Annotated in this window: 23 protein-coding genes; 10 read left to right on the forward strand and 13 right to left on the reverse strand. The window is 62.7% G+C overall.

Going from position 1 to position 19,107, the window contains the following annotated elements; translation table 11 throughout:
* Nucleotides 1-67 precede the first annotated feature (67 nt).
* From ftsY to rpoH, 4 genes are all read left to right on the forward strand, one after another.
* Entirely contained in the window at nt 68-1,630 is a 1,563-nt protein-coding gene (ftsY, locus tag JOE27_RS18175; RefSeq protein WP_204919406.1) for a signal recognition particle-docking protein FtsY, read from the forward strand.
* Nucleotides 1,627-2,298 (forward strand): cell division ATP-binding protein FtsE, encoded by a 672-nt coding sequence (ftsE, locus tag JOE27_RS18180; RefSeq protein ID WP_039601211.1) that lies wholly within the window; start codon nt 1,627-1,629, stop codon nt 2,296-2,298. Before ftsY ends, ftsE begins: the two co-directional genes overlap by 4 nt.
* A complete protein-coding gene (gene ftsX, locus JOE27_RS18185; protein WP_046787033.1) occupies nt 2,295-3,320 on the forward strand; it encodes a permease-like cell division protein FtsX in 1,026 nt (341 codons plus the stop codon). The genes ftsE and ftsX overlap by 4 nt, the downstream gene beginning before the upstream one ends.
* Nucleotides 3,321-3,430: 110 nt before the next feature.
* Nucleotides 3,431-4,285 carry an RNA polymerase sigma factor RpoH gene (gene rpoH, locus JOE27_RS18190; RefSeq protein ID WP_012312302.1) on the forward strand — a complete coding sequence of 285 codons (855 nt, stop codon included), beginning with the start codon at nt 3,431-3,433 and terminating at the stop codon, nt 4,283-4,285.
* A gap of 111 nt (nt 4,286-4,396) precedes the next feature.
* Here rpoH and mtgA read toward each other — a convergent pair whose 3' ends face one another.
* Nucleotides 4,397-5,107 (reverse strand): monofunctional biosynthetic peptidoglycan transglycosylase, encoded by a 711-nt coding sequence (mtgA, locus tag JOE27_RS18195; protein ID WP_115273362.1) that lies wholly within the window; start codon nt 5,105-5,107, stop codon nt 4,397-4,399.
* 64 nt (nt 5,108-5,171) lie between these two features.
* On the opposite strand from mtgA, the gene JOE27_RS18200 reads away from it, so the two are divergent.
* The 4 genes from JOE27_RS18200 to trmB all read left to right on the forward strand — a co-directional run bounded on the left by JOE27_RS18200 (nt 5,172) and on the right by trmB (nt 7,428).
* Nucleotides 5,172-5,543 (forward strand): DUF423 domain-containing protein, encoded by a 372-nt coding sequence (locus tag JOE27_RS18200; RefSeq protein ID WP_115273363.1) that lies wholly within the window; start codon nt 5,172-5,174, stop codon nt 5,541-5,543.
* 103 nt (nt 5,544-5,646) lie between these two features.
* Nucleotides 5,647-5,847 carry a sulfur carrier protein ThiS gene (gene thiS / locus JOE27_RS18205; protein WP_033702586.1) on the forward strand — a complete coding sequence of 67 codons (201 nt, stop codon included), beginning with the start codon at nt 5,647-5,649 and terminating at the stop codon, nt 5,845-5,847.
* Between the two features lie 54 nt (nt 5,848-5,901).
* On the forward strand, nt 5,902-6,696 hold the full coding sequence (locus JOE27_RS18210) for a thiazole synthase (protein ID WP_008092966.1): 795 nt from the start codon (nt 5,902-5,904) through the stop codon (nt 6,694-6,696).
* Nucleotides 6,697-6,705: 9 nt separating this feature from the next.
* On the forward strand, nt 6,706-7,428 hold the full coding sequence (trmB, locus tag JOE27_RS18215) for a tRNA (guanosine(46)-N7)-methyltransferase TrmB (RefSeq protein ID WP_204919409.1): 723 nt from the start codon (nt 6,706-6,708) through the stop codon (nt 7,426-7,428).
* A gap of 172 nt (nt 7,429-7,600) precedes the next feature.
* Here trmB and JOE27_RS18220 read toward each other — a convergent pair whose 3' ends face one another.
* From JOE27_RS18220 to JOE27_RS18260, 9 genes are all read right to left on the reverse strand, one after another.
* A complete protein-coding gene (locus tag JOE27_RS18220; RefSeq protein ID WP_003257821.1) occupies nt 7,601-7,927 on the reverse strand; it encodes a DUF3392 domain-containing protein in 327 nt (108 codons plus the stop codon).
* Nucleotides 7,928-7,936: 9 nt separating this feature from the next.
* Complete coding sequence (gene hemW / locus JOE27_RS18225) at nt 7,937-9,124, reverse strand: radical SAM family heme chaperone HemW (RefSeq protein ID WP_115273365.1); 1,188 nt, start codon at nt 9,122-9,124, stop codon at nt 7,937-7,939.
* Complete coding sequence (gene rdgB, locus JOE27_RS18230; RefSeq protein ID WP_174141019.1) at nt 9,121-9,717, reverse strand: RdgB/HAM1 family non-canonical purine NTP pyrophosphatase; 597 nt, start codon at nt 9,715-9,717, stop codon at nt 9,121-9,123. Before rdgB ends, hemW begins: the two co-directional genes overlap by 4 nt.
* Nucleotides 9,714-10,148, reverse strand: a complete 435-nt coding sequence (locus JOE27_RS18235) for a DUF4426 domain-containing protein (RefSeq protein ID WP_046787038.1) — start codon at nt 10,146-10,148, stop codon at nt 9,714-9,716. Before JOE27_RS18235 ends, rdgB begins: the two co-directional genes overlap by 4 nt.
* Nucleotides 10,149-10,170: 22 nt before the next feature.
* Nucleotides 10,171-10,791, reverse strand: a complete 621-nt coding sequence (gene metW, locus JOE27_RS18240; protein ID WP_012312310.1) for a methionine biosynthesis protein MetW — start codon at nt 10,789-10,791, stop codon at nt 10,171-10,173.
* 7 nt (nt 10,792-10,798) lie between these two features.
* Nucleotides 10,799-11,938: a homoserine O-acetyltransferase gene (locus JOE27_RS18245; protein ID WP_046787039.1), complete on the reverse strand. Its 1,140-nt coding sequence runs from the start codon at nt 11,936-11,938 to the stop codon at nt 10,799-10,801.
* An 88-nt stretch (nt 11,939-12,026) separates the two neighbouring features.
* Nucleotides 12,027-12,617: a YggT family protein gene (locus JOE27_RS18250; protein ID WP_046787040.1), complete on the reverse strand. Its 591-nt coding sequence runs from the start codon at nt 12,615-12,617 to the stop codon at nt 12,027-12,029.
* Nucleotides 12,618-12,627: 10 nt separating this feature from the next.
* The gene (gene proC, locus JOE27_RS18255) at nt 12,628-13,446 is read right to left on the reverse strand and encodes a pyrroline-5-carboxylate reductase (protein ID WP_174141017.1); all 819 of its coding nucleotides are present in this window, start codon (nt 13,444-13,446) and stop codon (nt 12,628-12,630) included.
* A gap of 38 nt (nt 13,447-13,484) precedes the next feature.
* Nucleotides 13,485-14,171: a YggS family pyridoxal phosphate-dependent enzyme gene (locus JOE27_RS18260; RefSeq protein WP_046787042.1), complete on the reverse strand. Its 687-nt coding sequence runs from the start codon at nt 14,169-14,171 to the stop codon at nt 13,485-13,487.
* A gap of 65 nt (nt 14,172-14,236) precedes the next feature.
* On the opposite strand from JOE27_RS18260, the gene JOE27_RS18265 reads away from it, so the two are divergent.
* A complete protein-coding gene (locus JOE27_RS18265) occupies nt 14,237-15,235 on the forward strand; it encodes a PilT/PilU family type 4a pilus ATPase (protein ID WP_115273368.1) in 999 nt (332 codons plus the stop codon).
* Nucleotides 15,236-15,271: 36 nt separating this feature from the next.
* On the opposite strand, the gene JOE27_RS18270 is transcribed toward JOE27_RS18265, so the two are convergent.
* Nucleotides 15,272-15,889: a C40 family peptidase gene (locus JOE27_RS18270; protein WP_204919411.1), complete on the reverse strand. Its 618-nt coding sequence runs from the start codon at nt 15,887-15,889 to the stop codon at nt 15,272-15,274.
* A gap of 176 nt (nt 15,890-16,065) precedes the next feature.
* Here JOE27_RS18270 and JOE27_RS18275 point away from each other — a divergent pair, with 176 nt between their 5' ends.
* Entirely contained in the window at nt 16,066-16,485 is a 420-nt protein-coding gene (locus JOE27_RS18275; protein ID WP_039602507.1) for a TM2 domain-containing protein, read from the forward strand.
* Nucleotides 16,486-16,529: 44 nt separating this feature from the next.
* Here the strand turns inward: JOE27_RS18275 and JOE27_RS18280 are convergent, their stop codons facing one another.
* On the reverse strand, nt 16,530-17,228 hold the full coding sequence (locus tag JOE27_RS18280; RefSeq protein WP_046787045.1) for an SPOR domain-containing protein: 699 nt from the start codon (nt 17,226-17,228) through the stop codon (nt 16,530-16,532).
* A gap of 1 nt (nt 17,229) precedes the next feature.
* Complete coding sequence (gene argS, locus JOE27_RS18285) at nt 17,230-18,966, reverse strand: arginine--tRNA ligase (RefSeq protein WP_115273369.1); 1,737 nt, start codon at nt 18,964-18,966, stop codon at nt 17,230-17,232.
* Between the last annotated feature and the right edge of the window lie 141 nt (nt 18,967-19,107).

The following is a 19,107-nucleotide window of genomic DNA, read 5'->3' on the forward strand; positions in this document are numbered from 1 at the left end:
TTCTGCGTTTAGAGAATTCCAGATGAGCCGCTGCTGGCCCATCGCTACCCTGAGATAGCCGTCTTCCATGTTTGGTTCCAACGACGACAAAAAAGCGCCGGCCGAGGCTGGCGAGAAAAAAGGCCTGTTCAGCTGGTTTCGCAAGAAGCCGCAGCAACCTGTCGCCGAACAGCCACAAGCCCCTGATGCTCACGCAGTAGAGCCGGTATCGCCGCCGCCTGCCGCCGAGCAGCCTGAAGCGGCTGCGGCCGAGCCGGTGGTTGCCGAAGCGCCCCCGCCTGCCGTTGAGCCGGTACGTCCCGCTGAGCCGGTACTGGCCCCCCAGCCTGCGCCTGTCGTTGAGCCTGCTCCGGCCCCAGAGGTCGCACCGGCCCCGGAGGTCGCTCCGGCTCCTGAGGTTGCACCGGCCCCTGAGCCTGCTCCAGCCCCTGAGCCAGTGCCGGTTCCCGAGCCTGTCCCGGCCCCTGTGAGGGCGGAGTTGCCTGCGAGTGCTGAGCCCGCTGCTGCGCAGCTCGAGAGCCCGGTTCCAGTCGCAGCAGCCCCCGAAGCTCCGGTCAGCAACCTGGTCCTGCCCGTTGCCGAAGAGCCGGTCGCCCTGGTTCCAGACCTTGAGCCAAAAACCCCGCCAGCGATTCCTGAGCGCCCTGCCCCCGAACCGGCCGTCGCGGCCGTCACCCCAGCCGTTGCCGACCCTGCCAAACCCGGCTTCTTCGCTCGCCTCAAGCAGGGCCTGTCGAAGACCAGCGCCAGCATCGGCGAAGGCATGGCCAGCCTGTTCCTGGGCAAGAAGGTCATTGATGACGACCTGCTCGACGAGATCGAAACACGCTTGCTGACCGCCGACGTTGGCGTGGAGGCGACCTCGACCATCGTTCAGAACCTGACCCAGAAGGTTGCGCGCAAACAGTTGGCCGATGCCGATGCCCTGTACAAGTCTCTGCAGGAAGAACTGGCCGCGCTGCTGCGCCCGGTCGAGCAGCCGCTGAAGATCCAGGCGCAGAACAAGCCCTATGTGATCCTCGTGGTAGGCGTCAACGGCGCCGGCAAGACCACCACTATCGGCAAGCTGGCCAAGAAGCTGCAACTCGAGGGCAAGAAGGTCATGCTGGCCGCGGGTGATACCTTCCGTGCTGCCGCCGTCGAGCAGTTGCAGGTCTGGGGCGAGCGCAACCAGATCCCGGTGATCGCCCAGCACACCGGTGCCGACTCCGCGTCGGTGATCTTCGATGCCGTGCAGGCCGCCAAGGCCCGTGGCGTCGATGTGCTGATCGCCGATACCGCCGGCCGTCTGCACACCAAAGACAACCTGATGGAAGAGCTGAAAAAGGTTCGCCGGGTCATCGGCAAGCTTGACGCCGAGGCGCCGCATGAGGTGCTGCTGGTGCTCGATGCCGGTACTGGCCAGAACGCCATCAGCCAGGCCAAATACTTCAACCAGAGCGTCGAGCTGACTGGCCTGGCCCTGACCAAGCTGGACGGCACCGCCAAGGGTGGCGTGATCTTCGCCCTTGCCAAGCAGTTCAACATTCCGATCCGCTTCATCGGCGTGGGTGAAGGTATCGACGACCTGCGCACCTTCGAAGCCGAGCCGTTCGTCAAGGCTCTGTTTGCCGAGCGAGAGCACCCATGATCCGATTCGAACAGGTTGCCAAGCGCTACCCCAACGGCCATGTTGGCTTGCATGAGCTGAGTTTCCGGGCGCGCCGGGGCGAATTCCTGTTCGTCACCGGCCATTCCGGGGCCGGCAAGAGCACCTTGCTGCGCCTGCTGCTGGCCATGGAACGCCCCACCAGCGGCAAGTTGATGCTGGCAGGGCAGGACCTGGGCCAGATCAGCAACGCGCAGATCCCGTTCCTGCGTCGGCAGATCGGGGTGGTGTTCCAGAACCACCAGTTGCTGTTCGACCGCACCGTTTTCAACAACATCGCCCTGCCGCTGCAGATTCTCGGCCTGTCCAAGGCAGAGATCGCCAAACGCGTGGATTCGGCGCTGGAGCGTGTGTCGCTGGTCGACAAGGGTGAGCTGTTCCCGGCCGACCTGTCCACCGGCCAGCAGCAGCGGGTCGGTATCGCTCGTGCGATCGTCCACCAGCCCGCCTTGCTGCTGGCCGACGAACCCACCGGTAACCTCGACCCGCGCCTTGCCGCAGAGATCATGGGGGTGTTCGAGGACATCAATCGGCTGGGTACCACGGTGTTGATCGCCAGCCATGACCTGGCACTGATTGCGCGCATGCGCCACCGCATGCTGACCTTGCAGCGCGGCCGTCTGATCGGCGATGGGGAGGCCGGGCAATGAGCACTACACGTACACCCAAGGTTTCCGAACGGGTCGCCCCAAAGGCCGCCGACGCGGATACCCGGAAAAAGCGCGGCGAGCATGATGATGACGGCCCGGACTTCCGCACGCTGTTGCACGCCTGGCTGGACAGCCACCGTGCCAGCCTGGCCGACAGCCTGCGTCGCCTGGGCAAGCAGCCGATCGGCAGCTTCTTCACCTGCCTGGTGATGGCGGTGGCGCTGAGCATGCCCATGGGCCTTTCGCTGCTGTTGAAGAACGTCGAGAAGCTGGGGGGCTCCTGGCAGCGCGCCGCGCAGATTTCCCTGTACCTGAAGCTCGACGCGGGCAGCAAGGAGGGCGAGGCCCTGGGCCAAGAGATCAAAGGCATGCCTGGGGTGGCCGATGCCTTGTACATCAGCCCAGCGCAGGCGCTGGAAGAGTTCCAGCAGCAGTCCGGGTTGGGTGAAGCCCTGCGTGAACTGCCCGACAACCCGCTGCCTGGTGTCGTGGTGGTGACCCCGACCGAAGTCGACAAGCCGGCTCTGGAGGCGCTGCGGCAACGTCTGGCCGAGCTGCCGCGGGTGGAAAATGCACAACTCGACCTGGTGTGGGTGGAGCGCCTGGCGGCGATCCTCAAGCTGGGCGACCGGTTCGTCTTCGGCCTGGCGGTGATGCTTATTTCTGCCTTGCTGTTAGTAATCGGTAACACAATTCGTCTACATATTGAAAACCGCCGTACCGAGATCGAAGTCATCAAGCTGGTAGGCGGCACCGACAGCTACGTCCGTCGGCCTTTCCTGTACATGGGCGCGTTGTACGGCCTGGGTGCGGGTCTGCTGGCCTGGGGTATCCTCGCGTTCGGCCTCAACTGGCTGAACGAGGCCGTGGTAGGGCTGTCCGGGCTCTACGGCAGCGACTTCTCCCTGGGCGGTGTGCCAGCATCCGATGGTCTGTCGCTCTTGATCGGGGCGGTACTGTTGGGGTATATCGGTGCATGGATTGCGGTGGCTCGGCATTTGAACGAGTTGGCCCCGCGATAGTTTTCTGAGCCAGCATTGACAATTTTTCATTTTTGGAACTTGCACCTTGGTTCCAGGTCTATGTTGGCAGTGCTCACAAGGCACGAGTCTGGTAAGTCGGAGGTTCTTGAATGACCACATCGTTGCAACCTGCCTATGCCCTGGTTCCCGGTGCAAACCTGGAAGCCTACGTGCACACGGTCAACAGCATCCCGCTGCTGACTGTCGAGCAGGAGCGTGATCTGGCCGAGCGTCTCTATTATGAGCAGGATCTTGAGGCCGCTCGGCAAATGGTGATGGCCCACCTGCGCTTCGTCGTACATATCGCCCGCAGCTATGCTGGCTACGGGTTGGCCCAGGCCGACCTCATTCAGGAAGGCAACGTCGGCCTGATGAAGGCGGTCAAGCGCTTCAACCCGGAAATGGGTGTGCGCCTGGTGTCGTTCGCCGTGCACTGGATCAAGGCTGAAATCCACGAATTCATCCTGCGCAACTGGCGCATCGTCAAGGTGGCTACCACCAAGGCCCAGCGCAAGCTGTTCTTCAACCTGCGCAGCCAGAAGAAGCGTCTGGCCTGGTTGAACAACGATGAAGTGCACCGCGTGGCTGAAAGCCTCGGCGTCGAGCCGCGTGAAGTGCGTGAGATGGAAAGCCGTCTGAGTGGCCAGGACATGGCCTTCGACCCGGCAGCAGAGGCGGACGACGACAGCGCCTTCCAGTCGCCTGCACATTACCTGGAAGACCATCGCTACGACCCGGCTGTGCAGCTTGAGGACGCTGACTGGAGCGACAACTCCACCAGCAACCTGCATGAAGCCTTGCAGGGCCTGGACGAGCGTAGCCGCGACATTCTCTACCAGCGCTGGCTGGCTGAAGAGAAAGCCACATTGCATGAGCTGGCAGACAAGTACAGCGTTTCGGCTGAGCGTATTCGCCAGCTGGAAAAGAATGCGATGAACAAGGTGAAGGCGTTGATTGCTGCGTGATTGGCGCCTGATGCACTGAAAAGCCGCTGGCCCATGACAGGGTGAGCGGCTTTTTTGTTTGCGTATGCTTTACCGGCCTCGGGAAGGGGCAGTCAAAGTCAGCGTATCAATTCAGGGCCTGCGCGAAGCATCCAGCTGCATCAGGTAGCTCGGCCCACCCAGCTGGCTCATTTGCCGGCGAATCCAGCCTGCCCGGCTCGCCACGTAGGCGCTCGGCCGGCTGGCGCTCCACTTGATGGGGCTGGGCAGCACCGCAGCCAATTGAGCAGCCTGCTGGCGGTTCAGGCGGCTGGCATCGATACCGAAGTGGTAGCGCGCCGCAGCCTGGGCACCAAATACCCCTTTGCCCCATTCGGCACTGTTCAGGTAGACCTCGAGGATCCGCTCTTTCGACCAGAACAGTTCCAGCAGCGCCGTGAACCAGGCCTCCAGCCCCTTGCGCAGCCAACTGCGACCCGACCACAGGAACAGGTTCTTGGCCACCTGCTGGGTCAAGGTGCTGGCACCACGGATGCTGCCGCCGCGCTCGTTATAGGCTAGCGCCGCCTGGATGGCGGGGATGTCGAACCCCCAGTGGTTGGCGAACTTCTGGTCTTCACCGGCGATGACCGCGACCTTGAGGTCATCCGAGATATTTTCCCACGGCTGCCAGTCGCGCTGCAGGTCGATCGGCTCGCCACTGATCCACGACTGCACCTTGCGCTCGACCATCAATGCCGTGCCGGGAGGCGGCACCCAGCGGAACACCAGCACCAGCACGATGCTGCCGGCAGCGAACCAGAACAGGGCGCGGGCGAGGCGACGGAGTAGGGATGACAGCATGGCGATGGCTTGGCCGGACCGGTGGAACGGGCCATTATACAGACCCGATCCCAGGAGTCGTCCCATGCTTCGCACCTTCCTCATGCTCGCCGCCCTTTTCGGCTTTACCGGTGTCGGCCTGGGCGCATTCGCCGCCCATGGGCTGAAAAACCGCCTGAGCGCAGATTACCTGGCCATCTTCCAAACCGGAGTGACCTATCAACTGGTACATGCCTTGGCAATCTTCGGGGTCGCGCTGCTCGCGGCGCACTTGCCGGGGCGCCTGGTTGGCTGGGCCGGTGGTCTGTTCGCCCTGGGCATCGTGCTGTTCTCCGGTAGCCTGTACCTGCTGACCCTCAGTGGGCTGGGCAAGCTTGGCATCATCACCCCTATCGGCGGCTTGTGCTTCCTGGCCGGCTGGGTCTGCCTGGGCATGGCAGCATGGCGTTTAGGCTGACCAAGCGGTCCACAATCACGACTAATGGCGTGCACCGCCCTTGGGTTAACGCGTTGATCGGCGCTAGAATGCTGGCCCCCAACGCACAATGGTGGCCGTGCGCATGCGCATTCAATTGAACGGTGAACCCTATGAATTGCCCGCTGGCGAAAGCGTCGCGGCGCTGCTGACCCGCCTGGAGCTGACCGGGCGCCGGGTGGCAGTGGAATTGAACCTGGATATCGTGCCACGCAGTCTGCACGACAGCACGCAGCTCAACGACGGCGACCAGGTCGAAGTGGTCCACGCTATTGGCGGCGGCTGATTCCGGCCTGGCGATTCACCTGCAAGCCCAGCAACCTTTTCCAGAGGATCTTTGATGAGCAACGTTCGTAGCGACAAGCCCTTTACCCTGGCCGGGCGCACTTTCCAGTCGCGCCTGCTGGTCGGCACCGGCAAATACCGTGACATGGAAGAAACCCGCCTGGCCATCGAGGCCTCGGGCGCCGAAATCGTCACTGTCGCCGTGCGCCGCACCAACCTCGGCCAGAACCCGGGCGAACCGAACCTGCTCGATGTGCTGCCACCGGACCGTTACACCATTCTGCCGAACACCGCCGGCTGCTATGACGCCGTCGAAGCGGTGCGCACCTGCCGCCTGGCCCGTGAACTGCTCGACGGCCATAACCTGGTCAAGCTGGAGGTCCTGGCAGACCAGAAGACCCTGTTCCCCAACGTGATCGAAACCCTCAAGGCCGCCGAAGTACTGGTCAAGGACGGCTTCGACGTGATGGTCTACACCAGCGATGACCCGATCATTGCCCGTCAACTGGCCGAAGCAGGCTGCATCGCGGTCATGCCGCTGGCCGGCCTTATCGGCACTGGCCTGGGCATCTGCAACCCGTACAACCTGCAGATCATCCTGGAAGAATCCAAGGTGCCGGTGCTGGTCGATGCAGGCGTGGGTACCGCCTCCGATGCCACCATCGCCATGGAAATGGGCTGTGAAGCGGTGCTGATGAACTCGGCCATCGCCCACGCCCAGCAGCCCGTGCTGATGGCCGAGGCCATGAAACACGCAATCGTCGCCGGGCGCATGGCCTACCTCGCCGGGCGCATGCCGAAGAAACTCTATGCCAGCGCGTCTTCGCCGCTGGATGGTCTGATCAAGTAAGAGCTACTGATGACTGAATCGCAAGATACGCCGATCACCACCGACGGCGAAGCGCGTCCACACCGCCGCATCAAGAGTTTCGTGATGCGCGCCGGGCGCATGACCGAAGGCCAGCAACGCGGCCTGGGCCAGGGCGGCCCGCTGTATATCCTGCCGCTGGCCGAAAGCCCGGTGGACTATGACCAGGTGTTCGGCCGTTCGGCGCCACGCACCCTGGAGATCGGTTTCGGCATGGGCCATTCCCTCTTGGAGATGGCCGCTGCCGCACCTGAGCAAGACTTCATCGGTGTTGAAGTGCACCGCCCGGGTGTCGGCGCGCTGCTTAACGGCGTGCTGACCGAGGGCCTGAAGAACCTGCGGGTGTACGATTGCGACGCCATCGAAGTGCTCAACCGCTGTGTGGCCGATAACAGCCTCGACCGCTTGATGCTGTTCTTCCCTGACCCATGGCACAAGGCGCGCCACCACAAGCGTCGTATCGTGCAGTTGGAGTTCGCCGAGCTGGTGCGTCGCAAGCTCAAACCGGGTGGCATATTCCATATGGCCACTGACTGGGAGCCGTATGCCCAATACATGCTGGAAGTGATGAGCGCGGCGCCGGGGTACCGAAACCTGGCCGCAGACGGGGCTTATGTGCCGCGTCCCGAAGAACGTCCGATCACCAAGTTCGAGCGCCGTGGTGAGCGCTTGGGGCATGGGGTTTGGGATTTGAAATTCGAGAAGGTGGCTTGATTGGCTGTTTGAGCCTTTCGATGTTGCGCTGAGCCGCCTATGCAAGCCCTCCGGGGCTTGTTTGTAAACAAGGCCGAGGGGGTACGCCTGACCGCCTCGGTAGCTCCCTGCAAAGGGCAGTCGAGTGGTAGAGCTGCCCTGGTTTTGCGGGGCAGCTTCCAGTCAGTCAGCTTTACCCCCGCCGATCAGCGACCACGCCAATCAACACCAGCACCACCAACAGCACCGGCGCCAACGCGTAGTTGTTGAACTGGCTCAGCCCCTTCACCACCCACGGCGTGGCATAGATCAGCGCCGCGCCGCTGCCGATCATCACCAGCAGCGCCATGAACGGAACCCGCAGGGCACCTGCCAGGCCGCCCAGCCGTTGTTCCACCCAGCCCTTGATATCGGTGCCAAACAGCACCAGCAGGCAGCCCACCAAGGCCAGCGAAATCTCAGACAGGTTGCTACGGCTCCAGCGGGAAACCGTTGCCAGCAGGTCAAGTACCAGATCCATGGGTCATCCTTAGGTCAAGAAATACTGCAGCAGGTCATTGAGGAACAACTGGCCGCGTGGCGTGGCCACCAACCGATCCGGTTCGACCTGCAAAAGGCCTTTTTGTTCGGCGGCGCGGCGGGCCTCGGCCAGTTGCGCCAGTGGCAAGCCGGTACGCTGGCTGAACAGCTCGGCTTCTACGCCATCGGTCAGGCGCAGCGCGTTCATCAGGAACTCGAACGGCAGCTCGTCCACCGGCAGCAGCTTTTCGCCGGCTTTGAACGGCTTGGCCAGGTTCAGGTAGTCCTTGGGCAGGCGGGTTTTCCAGGTGCGCAGGATACGGCCGTCGGTAAAGGTCAGCTTGCCGTGGGCGCCGGCTCCGATGCCGATAAAATCGCCAAAGCGCCAGTAATTGAGGTTGTGCTTGGCAGCACGCCCCGCCTGGGCATAGGCCGAAACCTCATACTGCTTGTAGCCGTGCGCCGCCATCAGTGCCTGGCCGGCCTCCTGAATGTCCCAAAGGATGTCGTCCTCGGGCAGTTCAGGTGGTTGGTTCCAGAATACCGTGTTCGGCTCCACGGTCAGCTGGTACCAGGACAGGTGCGTTGGCCCCAGGTCGATGGCCTGGCGCAGGTCGCCCAACGCATCGTCCAGTGACTGATCGGGAAGGCCGTGCATCAGGTCCATGTTGAAGTTGTCGAAGCCGGCCGCCCGGGCCATGCCCGCTGCGCGAATGGCTTCGTCGCCATTGTGGATGCGCCCAAGCGCCTGCAGTTTGGCCGGCTGGAAGCTTTGCACGCCAATCGACAGGCGATTGATGCCCGTCTGCCGGTACGCCTTGAACTTCTCCTGCTCGAACGTCCCTGGGTTGGCTTCCAGCGTGATTTCAATGTCCGGCGCGAAGGGGATGCGTTGCTCCACGCCGCGCAGCAACCTGCCAAGGGCATTGGCGCTGAACAGGCTAGGGGTGCCGCCGCCGAAGAAGATCGACGAAATTGGCCTTCCCTGAACCGCAGGCAGCTCTTGGTCTAGGTCGGTCAGCAGGGCATCGACATAGGCCTCTTCCGGAAGCTCAGGCCCAGCTGCATGGGAGTTGAAGTCGCAGTAAGGGCATTTGCGCACGCACCACGGAATGTGGATGTACAGTGCCAAAGGTGGCAACGTGGCGAAACCCGCCACGCCAGGCTGGCGCGGCTGGGTGGACAACAATTCGATCATGCCAGGCCCAGACGTTGGCGCAGCAGGGCCATGGCGCGGGCGCGGTGGCTGAGCTGGTTCTTGTCGGCAGGCGCGAGGTCGGCGCTCGAGCAGTTGCGCTCAGGCACCCAGAACAGCGGGTCATAGCCAAAGCCTTGATTGCCGCTGGCTTCGAACATGATGCGCCCATGCCAAAGGCCCTCGCAGAGGATGGGCAGTGGATCGTCGGCGTGGCGTACCAGTGCCAGCACACAGACGAACTGGGCGCCGCGCTGATCTTGCGGTACATCCTTGAGTGCTTCGAGCAGCTTGGCGTTGTTTGCCGCATCGCCCTTGCCGTCGGCATAGCGCGCCGAGTAGATGCCCGGCGCGCCACCGAGAAAGTCGACCGCCAGGCCAGAGTCGTCGGCCAGCGCGGGCAGCCCGGAGATGCGTGCAGCATTGCGCGCCTTGAGGATGGCGTTCTCGACGAACGACAGGCCGGTTTCTTCGGGTTCTACCTGGCTGAACTCACCAATCGAGCGCAGTTGCACGGTCTGGCCGAGCATGGCCTGAAGTTCCTTGAGTTTGCCGGCATTGTGGCTGGCCAATACGAGTTGCTGGAGATTCATCATTCGCCTGGGAACACTTCCTGGTTGAAGCTGAGTTTATGGCTGACCCCACCGGTTTCGACATTCAGGTCGAAGGTCAGCGTCTCGGCCTGTTGGATCTTGAACTGGGCGATGTAGTAGATCGCGCCTCGATCGGTAATCTGCTTGAACGACAGTGGGTTGCTGCGCCCGGTGAGGTCTTTTACCGTGCCGCTGACCACCGCCATGGCGGGTTTGCTGGCCTTGAGCACGGCGATGTTGAGCACCCCCTGATTCTTGCTGCGGACAAGCCCAGTGGCGGCGGCAATGTCCGGCTGCAGCATGCTGGAGGTGAAGGCGCTGTAGTGCACCGTCACGTCGCCGAACACTTCCTTGCGCTCGGGTTTGGCGGCATCGGCAGCCAGTACCGGCAGCGCCAGGCACAAGCTGATCAGAAACAGGGCTAGGCGACGCATGGTGCGATTCCTCTGCTGGGCGTCAGACCGCGAGCTGGTGCTCCTGCAGGCCGGGGCTACTGACGCGGTAAATGCCGATTTCCCCTAACAGATTAGGCCAAAGCCGGCCGCCCCACCCATTGCGGTGCAAGTGGTCGACGGCCAGGCGGTCCAGGACCTTGGCGCGGCGCTCATGGCACAGCTGTTCGAAGTCGGCAAAGGTGCAGAAGTGGATGTTCGGGGTGTTGTACCAGGTGTACGGCATGAAGTCCGAAACCGGCATGCGGCCTTTGGTCGCCAGGTACCAGCGGCAACGCCAGTGGCCGAAGTTGGGGAAGGTGATGATGCACTGGCGGCCTACCCGCAGCATCTCGTCGAGGATGCGGTCGGGGTACTCCACGGCCTGCAGGGCCTGGGTCATGATCACTACGTCAAAGCTGTTGCTGGCGAAGTTGCCCAGGCCCTTGTCCAGGTCCTGCTCGATGACGTTGACGCCTTTGGCCACACAGGCGGCGATGTTGTCGGGGTCGATCTCCAGGCCGTAGCCGGTGACCTGCTTGCGATCACGCAGCGAAGCCAGCAGCTCGCCACTGCCGCAGCCCAGGTCGAGTACCCGGCTGCCGGCGGGAATCCAGTCGTGGATGATTTCCAGGTCGGCTCTCATGCTGTCCTCAGATGGCGATGCGGTTCATGTAGTTCGCGAAACCCTGCATGTAGCGAGGCGTGGGGATCAGGAAGGCATCGTGCCCGTAAGGAGAGTCGATCTCCAGATAACAGACGTTCTTGCGTGCCGCCATCAGGGCATCGACGATCTCGCGCGAACGGGCCGGCGAGAAACGCCAGTCGGTGGTGAACGACATGATGCAGTAGTCGGCTGTGACGTGGGCCAGGGTCGCGGCCAGGTCGCCGCCATTGGCCGCCGCCGGGTCGAAGTAATCCAGCGCCTTGGTCATCAGCAGGTAGGTGTTGGCGTCGAAGCGGCCAGAGAACTCTTCGCCCTGATAGCGCAGGTAGCTCTCGACCTGGAATTCGACGCTGTGGAAGTCGTAATTGAGCTTGTCGCTCTTGAGCTCCCGGCCAAACTTTTCCCCCATCGAGTCGTCGGACAGGTAGGTGATATGCCCGACCATACGCGCCAGCATCAGGCCACGCTTGGGGATCACGCCCTGGTCCTGGAACGAGCCGCCGTGGAATTCGGGGTCGGTGAGGATGGCCTGGCGCGCCACTTCGTTGAAGGCAATGTTCTGGGCCGACAACTTTGGTGCCGAGGCGATATCGACGCAGTGGCGCACGCGGTCGGGGTAGGTCATGGTCCATTGCAGGGCCTGCATGCCGCCGAGGCTGCCGCCGACAATGGCCGCCCACTGCCGGATGCCCAAGCGATCGGCAAGGCGTGCCTGGCTGTGTACCCAGTCTTCAACGGTCAGTACCGGGAAATCGGCGCCATACGGCTTGCCGGTGGCGGGGTTGACGCTGCTGGGGCCGGTGCTGCCGTTGCAGCCACCGAGGTTGTTCAGGCTGACCACGAAGAAACGGTTGGTGTCGATCGGCTTGCCAGGGCCGATGCAGCTGTCCCACCAGCCGGGCTTGCGGTCGGTGGTGGCGTGGTAGCCGGCCGCGTGGTGATGGCCAGAGAGGGCATGGCAGATCAGCACAGCATTGCTTGCGCTGGCGTTCAGGGTGCCATAGGTCTCGTAGACCAGCTCGTAGCTGGCCAGAGAACGGCCACAGGCCAGGGCCAGCGGTTCATCGAACCGGGCTGTTTGCGGTGTAACCAGACCGACGGAATCTTCGGGAAGGACAGTGGACATCGACCCTGCTCACGCTTGACGGAGGCGTAAGTCTAAAGAGCGCTACCCCCAGCGGCAAGCAAAGGCTTGCCGCCGGGAACAACAGGGCTCAGATCATCCGCCACAGTTCCTGTGGCATGCCGGCATAGGCTGCCAGCGGCGGCATGACAAACGATTGCAGCACCTGGATCGCGATGAAGGCGAAGATCGGCGAAATGTCCATGCCGCCCAGGCTGGGCACGATCCGGCGGAACGGCGCCAGCACGGGTTCGCTGATCTGGTAGGCCAGCTCGGCCGCAGGATTGTGGCTGTTCGGCGCGACCCAGGACACGATCACCATGACGATCATCGCGACCCAGAAAATCTTCAGGAACAGCGAGGTGATGCCGATGATCGCCCACATCAGCAGGTGCAGCACATCACCGAAGGTGCCGTAGGTCACCATCAGCACAAAGCCCATCAGCAGAGCCTGGATCACCACCGCCAGCAGCAGAGACGAGGTATCGAGGCCGCCGACGCTTGGGATGATGCGACGGATCGGTTTGAGCAGCGGTTGCGTGGCGCGCACCGCGAACTGGCACAGCGGGTTGTAGAAGTTGGCTTTTACCAGCTGCAGCACGAAGCGCAGCAGGACGATCACCAGATACAGGCTGACCAGGGTTTGCACCACGAAGATCGCGGCGCCCGACAATGCATTCATCTAATACTCCTTATTTGCCCAATTGCTCGGCCAGCTCGGCAGAACGCTGCGCCGCGGCTGCCAGTGCCTGCTCGACGATGGCTTCGAAACCGTTGCTCTGGAACGACTTGATTGCGGCCTCTGTGGTGCCGGCTGGCGAAGTGACCCGGCGACGCAGCTCGGCGGCGTCAACGTCACTGGCCACCGCCATGTGCGCGGCACCCAGTGCGGTCTGCAGGGTCAGCTGGGTAGCGGTTTCGCGTGGCAGGCCAAGCTTCTCGCCGGCGGCAGTCATGGCTTCGATCAGCAGGAAGAAATAGGCCGGACCGCTGCCCGAGACAGCTGTAACGGCATCGAGCTGGTGTTCATGCTCCAGCCACAAGGCGGTGCCGACGGCCGATAGCAGCTGCTCGGCCTGCTGGTGCTGTGTGCTGGTCACTTCGGCGGTGGCATACAGCCCGCTTACGCCTTGGCGCAGCAGGGCCGGCGTGTTGGGCATGCAGCGCACTACCGGGCGGGTGCCGAGCCAGGCCTGCAGGCTGGCGCAGGTGATGCCGGCGGCAATCGAAACGATCAGCTGGCCATCCTGCAGGTTCGGCTGCAGGGCCTCGCAGACGGTTTTCATCACCTGCGGTTTGACTGCCAGGACGATCACGTCAGCCCCGGCGATGGCCTGTGCGTTGTCTTCGAATACCTCGATACCGTGCTCGGCCTGGACCCGGGTGCGGGTTTCGGCGCCTGGATCGCTGGCGCGGATCTGCGTGGCGTCCAGGCCCTGGGCGCGCAGGCCGCCGATCAGGCTGGCAGCCATGTTGCCGGCGCCGATGAAGGCAATACGTGTCTTGCTCATGTCAGGTCCTTGATGGAAAGAGTGAGTAAAGCATGGAATCAGGCGGGGCCGTAGCTGCGGGCGCCGAACAGGGCGGTGCCGATACGCACCCAGGTCGCACCCTGCGCGATCGCAGCTTCCAGGTCGTGGCTCATGCCCATGGACAGGGTGTCCAGGCCAAGATTCAGGCCCTCCTGCAGCTGGCGCAGGCTAGCGAAGGCGGCTTCTTGCTCGGCGCGGTCCTCGCTGGGTTCGGGGATCGCCATCAGCCCGCGCAGGCGCAGGTTGGGCAGTGCGGCCACGGCATTGGCCAGTGCCGGCAGGTCCTCGGGGGCGCACCCCGATTTGCTGTCCTCGCCGCTGACATTCACCTGCAGGCAGATATTCAGAGGCGGCAGGCCTGGGGGGCGTTGTTCAGACAGGCGTTGGGCGATCTTCAGGCGGTCCACGGAGTGTACCCAGTCGAAATGTTCGGCAATTGCTTTGGTCTTGTTCGACTGAATGGGGCCGATGAAGTGCCAGATCAAGGGCAAGTCCCGCAGGTCCTCCTGCTTGGCCAGGGCTTCCTGCAGGTAGTTTTCACCGACATCGCATACACCTGCGGCATGCAGCTCGCGGATGGCACTGGCCGGTTTGGTCTTGCTGACGGCCAGCAACTGGAGGCTGGCCGGGTCGCGTCCAGCGGCCTTGGCTGCGCTATCGATACGGGCGGCAAGGGCGCAAAGGTTGTCTGCTATGGTGGACATGGATCGATGCCGTTGGCTCAGGAGTCAGCGGCATTCTACCTGCTTGATGGCTGTTGGGGAGTCTCATGGACGTGACTGACCTGTTGGCCCGGGCTGGCGATGCAGGGGCGAGTGACCTGCACCTGGCCGCGGGCGAGATACCGATGCTGCGCGTGGATGGTGAGCTGCGGCGCATGGCGCTACCGAACTTGACGCCAGCGGCGTTGACCGATGCCCTGGCGCCGCTGCTCGATGAGTGCCGGCGCCAGCAGTGGGCGCAAGGTGATGAGCAGGACCTGGCACTGGAGCTGCCCTCGCTCGGGCGCTTTCGCCTGAACCTGTTCCGTCAGTTGAATGGCCCGGCGGCCACCTTTCGCTTGATCCCAAAGCGGATTGCGACGCTCGACGAGCTTGACCTGGAAGATGTGTTTCGGTCTGTTGCACAGTGGACTGACGGCCTGATTCTACTCGGCGGGCCTACCGGCAGTGGAAAATCCAGCACCTTGGCGACGCTGATCGATCAGCTGAACCGGCAGCGGTCCTTGCACATCATCACCCTCGAGGACCCTGTCGAAGTTATCCACAACAGCCAGCGAAGCCTGATCAATCAGCGAGAAATCGGTCGGCATTGCCGCGACTTTTCCCAAGGGCTGCGCAGCGCGCTGCGTCAGGACCCGGATGTGATCGTCATAGGCGAATTGCGCGACCTGGAGACGATTCGCCTGGCGTTGCGGGCTGCGGAGACCGGGCACCTGGTGCTGGCAACGGTGCATACGCGCTCGGCTGCTGGCAGTGTCGACCGGCTGGTGGAGGTGTTTGCCGCCGAGGAGAAACCGCTGGTGCGAGCGATGTTGGCGGAGTCGCTGCGTATGGTTATGGCGCAGGTGCTGGTCAAGTGTGTGCGGGGTGGGCGGGTGGCTGCCCGGGAGGTGCTGGTGGGAACGCCTGCGGTGCGTAACCTGATCCGCGAGGGGCGTATGGCGCAATTGAATTCGGTGATGCAGGCGGGTGCTGCGCAGGGCATGCGGACGATGGAGGGGGCGTTGCAGCGATTGAAGACCCAAGGGTTGATCGGGGCCGTGTAGCAGTGGCCCCAGCAATCCATCGGTTGCCTTGCCAGGTCAGCGCTTGGCCAGGGCCAACTGCTGCGGCGCCTTCGGCAACACTCGCTTGGCCACGACATAGTGCTTCTGCCAGTAAGGCTTGCTCAGGTTGTCGATGCTTACCCGCTTGCCGCGGCGCGGTGCATGGATGAAGCGATCGTTGCCCAGGTAGATGGCTACGTGGTTGACGCGGCGGCTCTTGATGTTGAAGAAGATCAGGTCGCCAGGCTTGAGATCGCTTTTGGCCACCTTCACGCCGTGGCCCGTTGCCATGGCATTGGAGGTGCGCGGCAAGTCGACATCAGCCACGTCATTGAAGGCGTACTTGACCAGCCCGCTGCAGTCGAAGCCTTTTTTAGGGCTGCTGCCGCCCCAAACATAAGGGGTGCCGAGCACATTCACGGCGCGGCTGAGCACGTCGCTGCTCTGTTTCGGCGACATGGCAGCCACTGGCACCTGGCCAGCGTTGTTGGCGCGTGCACGCAAGGCGGTGTGCTTGCTGGGCACGTGTTTCACCGTGGCATTGGTGGTATAGCCGGTGAAACCGTTGGGAAGACGTTGCTCACGGTTGGTGGCGTGGGCGGCCAGGGGCAATAATAGGCAGAGGGTCAGCCATGTCTTGAACAAAGGCGGCATAGATGAAGCTCTTGTGAAGTTTTGGTGTTGGTTTTGGTATTGGCGCGCAACTTTATAACAGCTTTTTGATCAATTTCTGATCCGTTTGTCGATTTTCATGCTGCCGTACGTCGGCCTGCGACGCAAAAGTCACATTTTTTTTTAGAAAATTTTCGGCTAACCCATGGGGGCTATGAATGAACAGTTATGAACAAGGGGCGCCGTTCCACGACACCCATAGCAAGGTCATCGGCTATTTGTTGTGGATTTTCGGCTTCACGGGCTCGCATCGTTTCTACTACGGCAAGCCGATCACCGGAACAATCTGGTTCTTCACCCTGGGCCTGCTTGGCATAGGCTGGCTGATCGACCTGTTCCTGATCCCGTCGATGGACCGCGAGGCTGACTTGCGTTTTCAGTCTGGGCGCATCGACTACAACATTGCCTGGGTACTGCTGACCTTCCTCGGCATTTTTGGCGTGCATCGCCTGTACCAGGGCAAGTGGATCACCGCGATCATCTACTTCTTCACCGGTGGCCTGTTCCTGGTGGGTGTGCTGTATGACTTCTGGACGCTGAACAGCCAGGTTTCCCAAGCCAACGCTGAACGCCGTTGAGCACAAAAAAGGCCTTGTCACGCTGAGCGACAAGGCCTTTTTCGTTACTGGCGGGTCTGGCGCTGCTGCAGTAGCAGGTTACTGAACCCCGCTCCGGCCAGTTGCTTCTGCGCACCGGTCAACTGCTCACGGTTGCTGTATGGGCCGACCAGCACGCGGTACCAGGTTTCATCCTTGACCGTGCCCGACTCCACCTTCACCGTCTGGCCCAACAGGATGATCTGCGCCCGCACCTTGTCGGCGTCGGCCTGTTTGCGGAACGAGCCGGCCTGAAGGAAGTACTGCGTGGTGGCCGCAGGTTTGATCACTGGCGGAGCCGGGGGTGGCGTCTGGCCCAACAGTGCAGCCTGGGCGCGCGCGGTATCGATTTTCGCCGCTTCGGCAGGTGTGACCGGGGTGACTGGCTGGGCTGGGACAGGCGGCGTCTTCTCAGGCACGGCTTCTGGCGGCACGATCACTTCCGACTCGGGCAGCAGGGTGTAGAAGTCATACTTGGGCTTTACCGGCTGCTGCGTAGCGGCCGCGGTTGATTTGCCCGCCTCGGCAACTTTCTCGGGCTTCTGCTGCTCGGGCTTGGCGCGCTTGATATCGCCACCGCCAGGCTCGAGCTTCATCAGGAAGACGATGAAGGCGCCGACCGTCAGGCCGACTGCCAGCCATATCCAGCCGGGGATCGGCTGTTTGGCCGGTGCCTGGGTGCGGCTTGCACCGCGCTTGGGAGCTGGTTTTTTCTTGGCAGCCAACTTACATGCGCTCCAGGGTTTCCAGGCCGAGCAGTTCCAGACCTTGCTTGAGGGTGCGACCCGTCAGGGCTGCCAGGCGCAGGCGGCTCTGCTGTTGCTCGGGGGTTTCGGCGGCGAGGATCGGGCAATTCTCGTAGAAGCTGGAGAACAGGCCAGCCAGGTCGTACAGGTAGGTGCACAACACGTGCGGGGTGCCCTTGTCCGCGACGTTGTTGAGGATCTCGCCGAATTGCGCCAGGCGTGCAGCCAGGTCCTGCTCGTGTGCAGCCTGCAGGACGATGCGGCCTTCCACCTCGTCGAAGCCCTTGCCCAGCTTGCGGAACACGCCGGCCACGCGGGTGTAGGCGTACAGCAGGTAGGGCGCGGTGTTGCCTTCGAAGTTGAGCATCAGCTCAAAGTTGAAGCTGTAGTCGCTGGTGCGGTGCTTGGACAGGTCTGCGTATTTCACCGCGCCGATACCGACCACTTCACCGATGTGGCGCAATTCGTCCTCGGCCAGGCTCGGGTTTTTCTCCTTGACCAGTGCGTAGGCACGTTCCTTGGCCTCGGTGAGCAGGTCGATCAGCTTCACGGTGCCGCCGTCACGGGTCTTGAACGGGCGGCCATCGGCGCCGTTCATGGTGCCGAAGCCCATGTGTTCCATTTGCATCGGGTGGCCGACGAAACCGGCGCGGCGCGCCACTTCGAACACCTGGTTGAAGTGCAGTGCCTGGCGCTGGTCGACGAAGTACAGCGCGCGGTCGGCCTTGAGCACATTGCTGCGGTAGCGCACGGCAGCCAGGTCGGTGGTGGCGTACAGGTAGCCGCCGTCGGCCTTCTGCACGATCACGGGCAGCGGCTCGCCTTCGCTGTTCTTGAACTCTTCGAGGAACACGCACTGGGCGCCTTGGTCCTCGACCAGCAGGCCTTTGGCCTTGAGGTCGGCAACCACGTTGGCGAGGTCGGCGTTATAGGCGCTTTCGCCCATCACGTCGGCCATAGTCAGTTTGACGTTGAGCAGCTCGTAGGTTTTCTGGCAGTGCGACAGCGAAATGTCCTTGAAGCGCGTCCACAGCGCCATGCACTCAGGGTCGCCGGCCTGCAGCTTGACCACCAGGCCGCGAGCGCGGGTGGCGAATTCTTCGGACTCGTCGAAGCGCTTCTTGGCGGCGCGGTAGAAGTTCTCCAGGTCGGACAGCTCGTCGCTGGTGATCGGGTTTTCTTCCAGATAGGCCAGCAGCATGCCGAACTGAGTACCCCAGTCGCCCACGTGGTTCTGGCGGATGACCTGGTCACCCAGGAACTCCAGCACGCGGGCGACGCTGTCACCGATGATGGTGGAGCGCAAGTGGCCGACGTGCATCTCTTTGGCCAGGTTCGGTGCCGACATGTCGATCACCACCTTCTGCGCAGGGCCAGCCTTGCGCGCACCCAGGTGCGCATCGGCAAGGGCGGCGTCCAGGCGGTTGGCCAGGGCGTCGGTGTTCTGGAAGAAGTTCAGAAAGCCTGGGCCTGCGATCTCGACCTTGCTGATGTCGGCACTGGCCGGCAGGGCTGCAATCAGCTTTTCGGCGAGGTCGCGCGGCTTCATGCCAGCCGGCTTGGCCAGCATCATTGCGATGTTGCTGGCGAAGTCGCCGTGGGTCTTGTCCCGGGCGTTTTCCACCTGGATCGCCGGCGACAGCCCTTCAGGCAGCACACCGTCGGTGACGAGTTGGGTGAGGGCTTGCTGGATCAGCTGGCGAATGGTGTCTTTCATGGGGATCTCTTTTCGACCGCTAGCGCGGTGGAGCGCCTGGGTGCGCAGGTGGAAAAACTGGGCATTATCCGTTGCTGGGGCCGGGTTGCCAACCTTTGAGCTGCAAGCTTCAAGCTGCAAGAACAAACGCCATCGCCCGGC

The sequence above is a fragment of the Pseudomonas sp. M5 genome (genome assembly GCF_016907075.1).
Classification (GTDB): Bacteria; Pseudomonadota; Gammaproteobacteria; order Pseudomonadales; family Pseudomonadaceae; genus Aquipseudomonas; species Aquipseudomonas putida_E.

Bases quoted from the DNA above. Each gene is read 5' to 3' on its own strand.
- ftsE (WP_039601211.1), top strand. From the start codon at position 1,627: ATGATCCGATTCGAACAGGTTGCCAAGCGCTACCCCAACGGCCATGTT.
- ftsY (WP_204919406.1), top strand. From the start codon at position 68: ATGTTTGGTTCCAACGACGACAAAAAAGCGCCGGCCGAGGCTGGCGAG.
- JOE27_RS18275 (WP_039602507.1), top strand. From the start codon at position 16,066: ATGAACAGTTATGAACAAGGGGCGCCGTTCCACGACACCCATAGCAAG.
- JOE27_RS18270 (WP_204919411.1), bottom strand. From the start codon at position 15,889: ATGCCGCCTTTGTTCAAGACATGGCTGACCCTCTGCCTATTATTGCCC.
- rpoH (WP_012312302.1), top strand. From the start codon at position 3,431: ATGACCACATCGTTGCAACCTGCCTATGCCCTGGTTCCCGGTGCAAAC.
- hemW (WP_115273365.1), bottom strand. From the start codon at position 9,124: ATGATCGAATTGTTGTCCACCCAGCCGCGCCAGCCTGGCGTGGCGGGT.
- JOE27_RS18265 (WP_115273368.1), top strand. From the start codon at position 14,237: ATGGACGTGACTGACCTGTTGGCCCGGGCTGGCGATGCAGGGGCGAGT.
- JOE27_RS18235 (WP_046787038.1), bottom strand. From the start codon at position 10,148: ATGCGTCGCCTAGCCCTGTTTCTGATCAGCTTGTGCCTGGCGCTGCCG.
- JOE27_RS18260 (WP_046787042.1), bottom strand. From the start codon at position 14,171: ATGTCCACCATAGCAGACAACCTTTGCGCCCTTGCCGCCCGTATCGAT.
- argS (WP_115273369.1), bottom strand. From the start codon at position 18,966: ATGAAAGACACCATTCGCCAGCTGATCCAGCAAGCCCTCACCCAACTC.
- JOE27_RS18245 (WP_046787039.1), bottom strand. From the start codon at position 11,938: ATGTCCACTGTCCTTCCCGAAGATTCCGTCGGTCTGGTTACACCGCAA.
- mtgA (WP_115273362.1), bottom strand. From the start codon at position 5,107: ATGCTGTCATCCCTACTCCGTCGCCTCGCCCGCGCCCTGTTCTGGTTC.
- JOE27_RS18200 (WP_115273363.1), top strand. From the start codon at position 5,172: ATGCTTCGCACCTTCCTCATGCTCGCCGCCCTTTTCGGCTTTACCGGT.
- metW (WP_012312310.1), bottom strand. From the start codon at position 10,791: ATGAGAGCCGACCTGGAAATCATCCACGACTGGATTCCCGCCGGCAGC.
- JOE27_RS18210 (WP_008092966.1), top strand. From the start codon at position 5,902: ATGAGCAACGTTCGTAGCGACAAGCCCTTTACCCTGGCCGGGCGCACT.
- thiS (WP_033702586.1), top strand. From the start codon at position 5,647: ATGCGCATTCAATTGAACGGTGAACCCTATGAATTGCCCGCTGGCGAA.
- proC (WP_174141017.1), bottom strand. From the start codon at position 13,446: ATGAGCAAGACACGTATTGCCTTCATCGGCGCCGGCAACATGGCTGCC.
- JOE27_RS18250 (WP_046787040.1), bottom strand. From the start codon at position 12,617: ATGAATGCATTGTCGGGCGCCGCGATCTTCGTGGTGCAAACCCTGGTC.
- ftsX (WP_046787033.1), top strand. From the start codon at position 2,295: ATGAGCACTACACGTACACCCAAGGTTTCCGAACGGGTCGCCCCAAAG.
- rdgB (WP_174141019.1), bottom strand. From the start codon at position 9,717: ATGATGAATCTCCAGCAACTCGTATTGGCCAGCCACAATGCCGGCAAA.
- JOE27_RS18220 (WP_003257821.1), bottom strand. From the start codon at position 7,927: ATGGATCTGGTACTTGACCTGCTGGCAACGGTTTCCCGCTGGAGCCGT.
- trmB (WP_204919409.1), top strand. From the start codon at position 6,706: ATGACTGAATCGCAAGATACGCCGATCACCACCGACGGCGAAGCGCGT.